Below are 7,005 nucleotides of genomic sequence, written 5' to 3'. Positions count from 1 at the left end.
GTGTGATTGTAGTCGTCAATTATTTTATCCCATTCGGACTTGTCGTGACCTTTTAAGCGCTTCTTTAATTCGGCACGATAGTAGGCATCACCATCTTCTGATAACATCATATCCCTTGATGCTTTATTGATTGCACGAGTTTCAGAGTCTTGAAAATCTCTTTTGGCATGCGAAACAATCTTCACATCCTTCATCTTTTGCACCCAGCGCATGTCCAGACCGTCCGCATAGTAGTTGCCATCACTATCGACAATGATTTTACTTAGTTGCGTAGCTCCTTGAATCGCTAAGCTAAGGACTTCTAGGCTATCACTGAAATACTGGGAAACCTGTGAGACAAAGAATTCTAGTTTTTCAATCTTGTCTTCCAAATCCTGAATACCTGACTCGATTTGAGATTTGGTATTGTAGAGGATGGTCTTCTCAGAGAAGGCTTTCCCCCAATTCAGTGTAAAGAGGTCTTTGATTTGATTTAGCCAGTTCTCTCTCGCTTGAATCTGAGCTTCTACGATAGCTAACTGCTCTTCCCTCAATTTTTTCAGTTCCTTGAGTTGGTCCAGGTCCAAATCACCATATCCTGAGATCTGAGCATCCGCATTTTTGTAGGAAGTCAACTCTAGTTGGATATCATCTATCGCTGCTTGTAACTTCTTGATGCTGGGGATGATAATCTCTGTGAAGAGACCTTTACCAGCTGTGTAGGCTGCTCCTGTCAGCTCACCTGAGTCTAAAGAGGAAATCAGGTGATCACAGCCACTAGATAAGCGGTCCGTGACTTCATTTGCGACTTGGAGGTTGTTAGTCATGGCCTGAATCAATTCTTGTGATTCTTGTGCGCTGTATTTTACTCCCATGGTAGCCGATTCCTTTCCGATATCAGTTCTTCTCTGGCTTCATCGAAAGTTCGACGAGCCTTCTTCGTTTGTTTTCCCAATTCATCCAGTTCCTCATCTACATAGGAGTTGACCTGTCGCTGAATGGTTCTATTTTCACTTTCGATTTGCTCTATCATTTGACGAGAACTGGGTGAGAGAGCCAATAGAGTCGCCATACGATGGTGGATGCTCTGGATTTCTGAGTGAAAGTGAGTTAGCTGCTGTTCATATTGTCTTTTTAGAGTCTGAAGACTTTCTTCTTTATCGTCAATCTTGACAATTTCTCTCCAAAGTTTGTAGCGTTTTTCTTCGTTCTTATCTGCCATTTTTAATGTTCCCACCTCTTAGCCTGCTCTACGTCGCGTTTTTCAATCTTATGAGCAATTTCTGGAAACTTATTTGCTTGGGTCAAAACAGCCGAGCTGAAATCACTGACCGCCTGAAGCATTTGATTGCAGGCCTGACGTCCAGCTTCCATCCCAGCAATTTCAGAAGTATACGAAAATTCTACCTACTGATTTTGCTTCTTGCTCGTGTCATACCCGACCAATTCATTAATAGCTGCCTCTGCTGCTATCGTGCTAGATTTTATCTTTCCACCCATATTTCAAACTCCCTTTATTCATTGTATATTGACCATATCATAACACAAAAATAGTGCGATTTCAAAACAAACCCTAAGGGCAAATGCGCTCATCTCCTTAGAATAAACTCTATCGCTCAGTGAATGAGTTTGACAAAGACGTCACTAGTCATTTTGGAAACCCGTTTTCTTATGCCTTATAGTTCGAGTAGTTTTATTAGCAAGGCTTGTTCACCTCTCGTGAGAAACAGAAAAAGACAAGCCCTAAGAAAAATTCCTAGGGCTTGTCTTATGTGTCAAAATGAGCTACGTTTTTACTGACTCCTACAACTCTGTCCGATTTTCAATGGCTCGTAAGAGTGTGACTTCGTCCGCATACTCGATATCTGCTCCCACGGCTAGACCTCGTGCTAGGCGAGTGACCTTGATGCCAGCTGGCTTGAGGAGACGAGAGAGATACATAGATGTCGCTTCTCCATCCGCTGTCGCATTGGTTGCTACGATCACCTCTGAAACCTCACTATCCATGAGACGGGTCATGAGACTCTTGAGGTTGATATCGTCTGGGCTGATGCCATTCATCGGAGAAATAAGGCCATGCAAGACATGATAGAGTCCGTGGTATTCTTGGATATTTTCCATAGCAGCCACATCGCGACTATCCTCTAGCACCAAGATGGTTGTCTGGTCTCGAGTCGGATCCGTACAGATAGAGCAAGGATCGTCATCAGTCAGGCGACCGCAGATGGAACAGTAGGTCAGCTCTCTCTTAGCAGAAAGGAGATTTTTAGCAAATTCATTGACATCGTCATCAGACATTCCAATAGTATAGAAGGCCAGACGGGTAGCCGTCTTAATCCCGATACCCGGTAACTTCGAATAACTGTCAATTAGCTTGGCAATAGGTGTTGGATAAAGCATATGTTCCTTTCTAATTCATTGGATGATGTTGGTTATAGAGGTTGATAATATCGCGCGCAATGGAAGGTCCGACACCATTTGTAAGGTTGGTGTTATGAGGAAAGACAACAGCTACAGCGATTTGAGGATTATCTGATGGTGCATAGGCCACAGCATTAGTATTGTTAGCTTCTTGACCTCCCGCAACATAACTCTCGGCAGTACCAGTTTTTCCACTAATGGATACCGCTGCGCCATTTGAAAAGGCACGACCGGTTGTCAAAGCACTACCACCATGTGACACTTGATAAAATCCTTGTTGGAGGATGGAAACATCAGACTCAGAAATATTAATTTTATTCATTTCCTTGGTTTCAACAGATTGGATTAAGTTCCCTAAGCCACCTTGTTCGTTGTTTCCATAAATCCCCTCAACAATGTGGGGGGCAATCCGAACACCGTTGTTGGCAATAGTTCCAACGTACTGGGCCAATTGCATTGGGGTGTAGTTATCAAACTGACCAAAGGCATTGGTAATGTAATTAGCAAAATTATACTCTTTTGGTATAAAACCAGTTGACTCATCTGGGAGGTCAATTCCTGTTGAAGCTCCGAGTCCATATTCCCCGAAGGTTGATCGCAATTTGCCCATTGCAGTCTCTAACTGTCCCGTTGCGACTGTCATATTTGGTGTGTAGGTTTGTCCCATGATTCCTAGCGCAGTTTGAACCATGTAGGTATTAGAAGAGTATTCCAAAGCCTCAACTGCTGTGATAGGGAAAGAGCCATAGGACAAGGTATACCATGAATTGATAGGGGCCGAACCTTGGAAAACAATCGGCTGGTCTGTCAAGGTTTGATTACCTGACAAGACTCCATTTTCCCAACCAGAGCTGATGGTCGCCGCCTTAACAACAGATCCTGGCACAAAGACATTGGTTATCGTTCCAAGCGAATCTGAACTTAATTTACCGGATTCGACATCATGCTTGACACCAGACATGGCCAGAACTGCACCGGTTTTAGGATTGAGAGCTACAGCGTAGACTCCTTCAGAGTACTTTGCTCCACCGTTACCCAACTCTGAGTTGAAGTAGCTCTTGAGTAGGTCGTCCACACCATTCTGGAAAGCTAGGTCAACCGTTAACTTGATGTTGTTTCCTTTGCTTCCTTCTTCGACATTTTCCACACTTTCCATATTTCCGTGTTTGTCGAGGTGGATTTCTTTGACGGAGCGTTTCCCTTGAAGAACATCTTCATATTGCTTTTCAAGATAGGAAGTTCCCACTCGGTCATTGAGAGAATAGCCTTTTTTGAGATAGGCATCAACTTCCTCTGCTGGAAGTCCTGACTTTTCATTTGAAACGCTACCGACGATTGTCGATAAAGATGTATCCAGTACTTTACGATCCCATGAGGTTGAAATACTGATACCTGGTAATTCCTTGGACGCTGATGCAACGAGAGCAACTTGGGTATCATCTAAGGCATCCGTAGAAATGGTTCCTGTCGCAAAATTTTCAACGGCATTGAGCTGACTAAAGAGATAGATTTCCTTTTTCTGGTCATCTGTATAATTAAGTTGACTCACGTCAATGCTTTCAACCGCATTATTGTAAAGTGTCGCTTCTGATAAACGATTCCCATCTGAATCCAGGCGTTTATCGCTTGGCAAGGATTCGACTGTTTTTTTGTAAATATCCTGGTCCGCTAAGTAATAGTCTGCAATCTGTCGATCAGTCAGATCAGGGGAGGTTACATTTACATATGTAAGGAGTTTCTTGGCTGTCTCCTTCAATTCAGCTGCCGTCATTTTATTGTTTCGTGTGAAAGAAACAACCTGCTTGACAGTGTTTTCTACCAAGGGTTTCCCTGCTGCATCATAGATCTGTCCACGAGCTGAACTGGTTGTTACCCTTGTTTGGCTGGCTGAGGCCAATTTTGTTTCATAAAAATCCTTATTGAGCACCTGCATGTATAACAATCGACCAATAATGGCCATAAAGAGCAAGATGACAATCGCAAATAGTAAATTAAGCCGAATCGGAATCGAATGGCTATTAAATTTTCTCATACAGCTAAGACTCTTTTCTAGAAAAATTTCTGATTTTTACCCTTATTTCCCCTAAAATAATAGAGCAAACAGGTAAAGCTCAGTACATTTCATTGTACCATATTTTACGGAGAAACTCTTGGAAAAGTCGAAGCATTTTTTGACTTTTAACTGAAAATGCCTTTTTATTTGGTTATCCTATTTTCTATGATATAATGATAGTAATAGTTAGGAAAGCGTTAACTTTTAAGACTTTGACTCATAAAAAGGAGCCTCATGAACAAGCCAGATATCGCAACCATAATCGACCTCCATTTTGAAGAATTAACCGAGCTCGAGCAAGAAATCGCTCGCTATTTTTTGCAAACTGAAACGATCCAAGATGATCTTTCTTCTCAGCAAGTCACCCAGAAATTACATATCTCCCAAGCAGCCTTGACCCGCTTTGCCAAAAAGTGTGGTTTTACAGGCTACCGAGAGTTCGTCTTTCAATACCAGCACCAGTCTAGTAAACCGGACACTCATTCGCACAAACACAGTCCTTTGACCAAACGTGTTTTGCGAAGCTACAGTATCATGCGAGAACAAACTCAGGATTTGATTGACGAAGAACAACTGGAACGCGTCGCCCAATTAATCGATGACGCAGAACGAGTTTACTTCTTTGGGACGGGAAGTTCTGGTCTGATTGCCCGTGAGATGAAACTGCGCTTTATGCGACTAGGTGTTGTCTGTGAAGCTTTGACCGATCAGGATGGCTTTGCTTGGACGACTAGTATCATGGATGAAAACTGTCTGGTACTTGGCTTTTCCCTATCAGGCACTACCCAATCCGTCCTCGATAGTTTGTTGGATGCCAAGGAAATGGGGGCCAAGACCATTCTCTTTACCAGTGCTCCAAACAAAAACAGTCAGGCCTATACCGAAACAGTCCTTGTGGCAAGCCACAGTCAATCTTCTTACATCCAGCGTATTTCCGCTCAACTCCCTATGCTCATTTTAATAGATTTGATTTATGCCTACTTTTTGGAAATCAATCGCGAGAGCAAGGAAAAAATCTTTAACAGCTATTGGGAAAATAAAAAGCTCAACGGCTATCGTAGACAAAAACGCGTTAGAAAATCCTAGTTTGGTTCAACCAAACTAGGATTGTTTTGTCTTGAAATGATAGTAGACTCATAGGTAGTCTTTCCAATCTTTCTCTTTGTTCTAATGCCTTGTTTATCTGTATTTTCAGTTCTTCCTTAAATCTCCTTTCCATTTTTGAATGTTTGACATCAAAAAAAGGAAGTTTCAACTATTTGCTGCTTTTACTTCCTCTCTCTAATTTTATTTAATTATTTTGCTTCGACAAAGTGAGATTTAGATTTTAACCCTTCAGGAAAATAAAATGAGCTATTCTCCTGAAGTATGTTCTATAAGTTTATAGTTTAATGCAAAGTGTAGCGATATAATCATTTCCATAAGGTGATAATCGATGTCTTTTATCACATGATTCATAAAAATCGATCATAGCGAGACCGTTTTTTAGTTGTCCTCTAATCTGTGTTTCTAAGGTATGGCTAAATTCATATCCATATTCTGGATTGATGGTGATTTTGCCTTCCTCTTCAAGCTCTCTTGAATTAAAAGGTAGTGAAAACTTTAACAGTAATTCCTCATCGGGTTTATCCCATACAGTGTCAGCATCATACATGTAGATCCAGGGATTCATAAATCCAACCATTAACAAACCGCCCTTTTTCAATACGCGAGAGGCTTCTTTATACATGTTATCTAAATCTTCTATATATACATTTGAAACCGGATTAAAAATAATATCAAAAGTTTCATCTTCAAATGGAAATGCTTTTGTCATATCGCTTTGAACCGTATTGATTTTTAGGCCTTCTCTTTTTGCAACCATCTCATCTCTTTCTAATTGTGATTTAGAAAAATCCATGATGGTGACATCATAACCTTTCACAGCAAAAACGGGACCCTGCTGTCCACCACCACAAGCTAAACCTAATATCTTTTTTCCCTTGGCTTTTTCAAACCATTCTGTGGGGACTTTTTCCCCAACAGTTAAGGCAACAGAGATTGGATGCTTTCTAATTTCTTCTAATTCTTCCTGTGTCAATGGCTCAGTATAGTCATTTTTTACATTATTCCATCTATCTTCATTTAATTTTATATAATTACTCATCTTACAATCTCCTCGTAATTTTATATGATTTCGACTTCAGGTGAATAGGTTGCCATTACAGTTTTATCACCTCTACAAATTCTAATTTGTCAATTCTCATCCATCTCATTATATCATTTTTCCACATTTTCCCATTTAGTCAAGCTAAATATCAATTAAATGGATGATAGAATTGCTCTCGCCTTAACTTCTTATGCAAGGTAGTTATTTTCTCCTAGTTTCTCACGATTACCTCCTTTGGCTCAAATTTTTCAATAAAAAAAGAATTAAGCAAAACAGTTTTCACTCAAGTAGTGATTCAGTGTTTTTCTTAATTCTATAGCTCCAAACTAGGATTGTTTTGTCTTGATACTCTTCGAAAATCAAATTCAAACCACGTCAGCTTCACCTTGCCGTACTCAAGTAC

Annotated in this window: 5 protein-coding genes and 2 pseudogenes; 1 reads left to right on the top strand and 6 read right to left on the bottom strand. The window is 40.7% G+C overall.

Features of this window, described 5'->3' with window-relative positions; translation table 11 throughout:
- The 5 genes and pseudogenes from GMD1S_RS06200 to pbp2b all read right to left on the bottom strand — a co-directional run.
- Positions 1-854 (bottom strand): annotated as a pseudogene (locus GMD1S_RS06200) (virulence protein); the annotation flags it as partial.
- Positions 845-1,216 (bottom strand): hypothetical protein, encoded by a 372-nt coding sequence (locus GMD1S_RS06195; protein WP_237738350.1) that lies wholly within the window; start codon positions 1,214-1,216, stop codon positions 845-847. The pseudogene GMD1S_RS06200 and the gene GMD1S_RS06195, both read right to left, overlap by 10 nt.
- Positions 1,204-1,479 (bottom strand): annotated as a pseudogene (locus GMD1S_RS06190) (TIGR04197 family type VII secretion effector). Before GMD1S_RS06190 ends, GMD1S_RS06195 begins: the two are co-directional and overlap by 13 nt.
- 303 nt (positions 1,480-1,782) lie before the next feature.
- On the bottom strand, positions 1,783-2,379 hold the full coding sequence (recR, locus tag GMD1S_RS06185; RefSeq protein WP_000966754.1) for a recombination mediator RecR: 597 nt from the start codon (positions 2,377-2,379) through the stop codon (positions 1,783-1,785).
- A gap of 10 nt (positions 2,380-2,389) precedes the next feature.
- Complete coding sequence (pbp2b, locus tag GMD1S_RS06180) at positions 2,390-4,432, bottom strand: penicillin-binding protein PBP2B (RefSeq protein ID WP_001224840.1); 2,043 nt, start codon at positions 4,430-4,432, stop codon at positions 2,390-2,392.
- 255 nt (positions 4,433-4,687) lie between these two features.
- Between pbp2b and GMD1S_RS06175 the strand changes: the two genes are divergently transcribed.
- Positions 4,688-5,539, top strand: coding sequence for a MurR/RpiR family transcriptional regulator (locus GMD1S_RS06175; RefSeq protein WP_001039490.1), 852 nt, complete (start codon positions 4,688-4,690; stop codon positions 5,537-5,539).
- A 295-nt stretch (positions 5,540-5,834) separates the two neighbouring features.
- On the opposite strand, the gene GMD1S_RS06165 is transcribed toward GMD1S_RS06175, so the two are convergent.
- Entirely contained in the window at positions 5,835-6,599 is a 765-nt protein-coding gene (locus GMD1S_RS06165) for a class I SAM-dependent methyltransferase (RefSeq protein ID WP_000073842.1), read from the bottom strand.
- Between the last annotated feature and the right edge of the window lie 406 nt (positions 6,600-7,005).

This window comes from Streptococcus sp. GMD1S, assembly GCF_000296875.1.
In the GTDB taxonomy this organism is placed as follows: domain Bacteria; phylum Bacillota; class Bacilli; order Lactobacillales; family Streptococcaceae; genus Streptococcus.
This window is presented reverse-complemented; position numbering and strand designations above follow the sequence as displayed.

Excerpts from the sequence above, each read along its gene's own strand:
- pbp2b (WP_001224840.1), bottom strand. The coding sequence starts at position 4,432 with ATGAGAAAATTTAATAGCCATTCGATTCCGATTCGGCTTAATTTACTA.
- GMD1S_RS06175 (WP_001039490.1), top strand. The coding sequence starts at position 4,688 with ATGAACAAGCCAGATATCGCAACCATAATCGACCTCCATTTTGAAGAA.
- recR (WP_000966754.1), bottom strand. The coding sequence starts at position 2,379 with ATGCTTTATCCAACACCTATTGCCAAGCTAATTGACAGTTATTCGAAG.
- GMD1S_RS06165 (WP_000073842.1), bottom strand. The coding sequence starts at position 6,599 with ATGAGTAATTATATAAAATTAAATGAAGATAGATGGAATAATGTAAAA.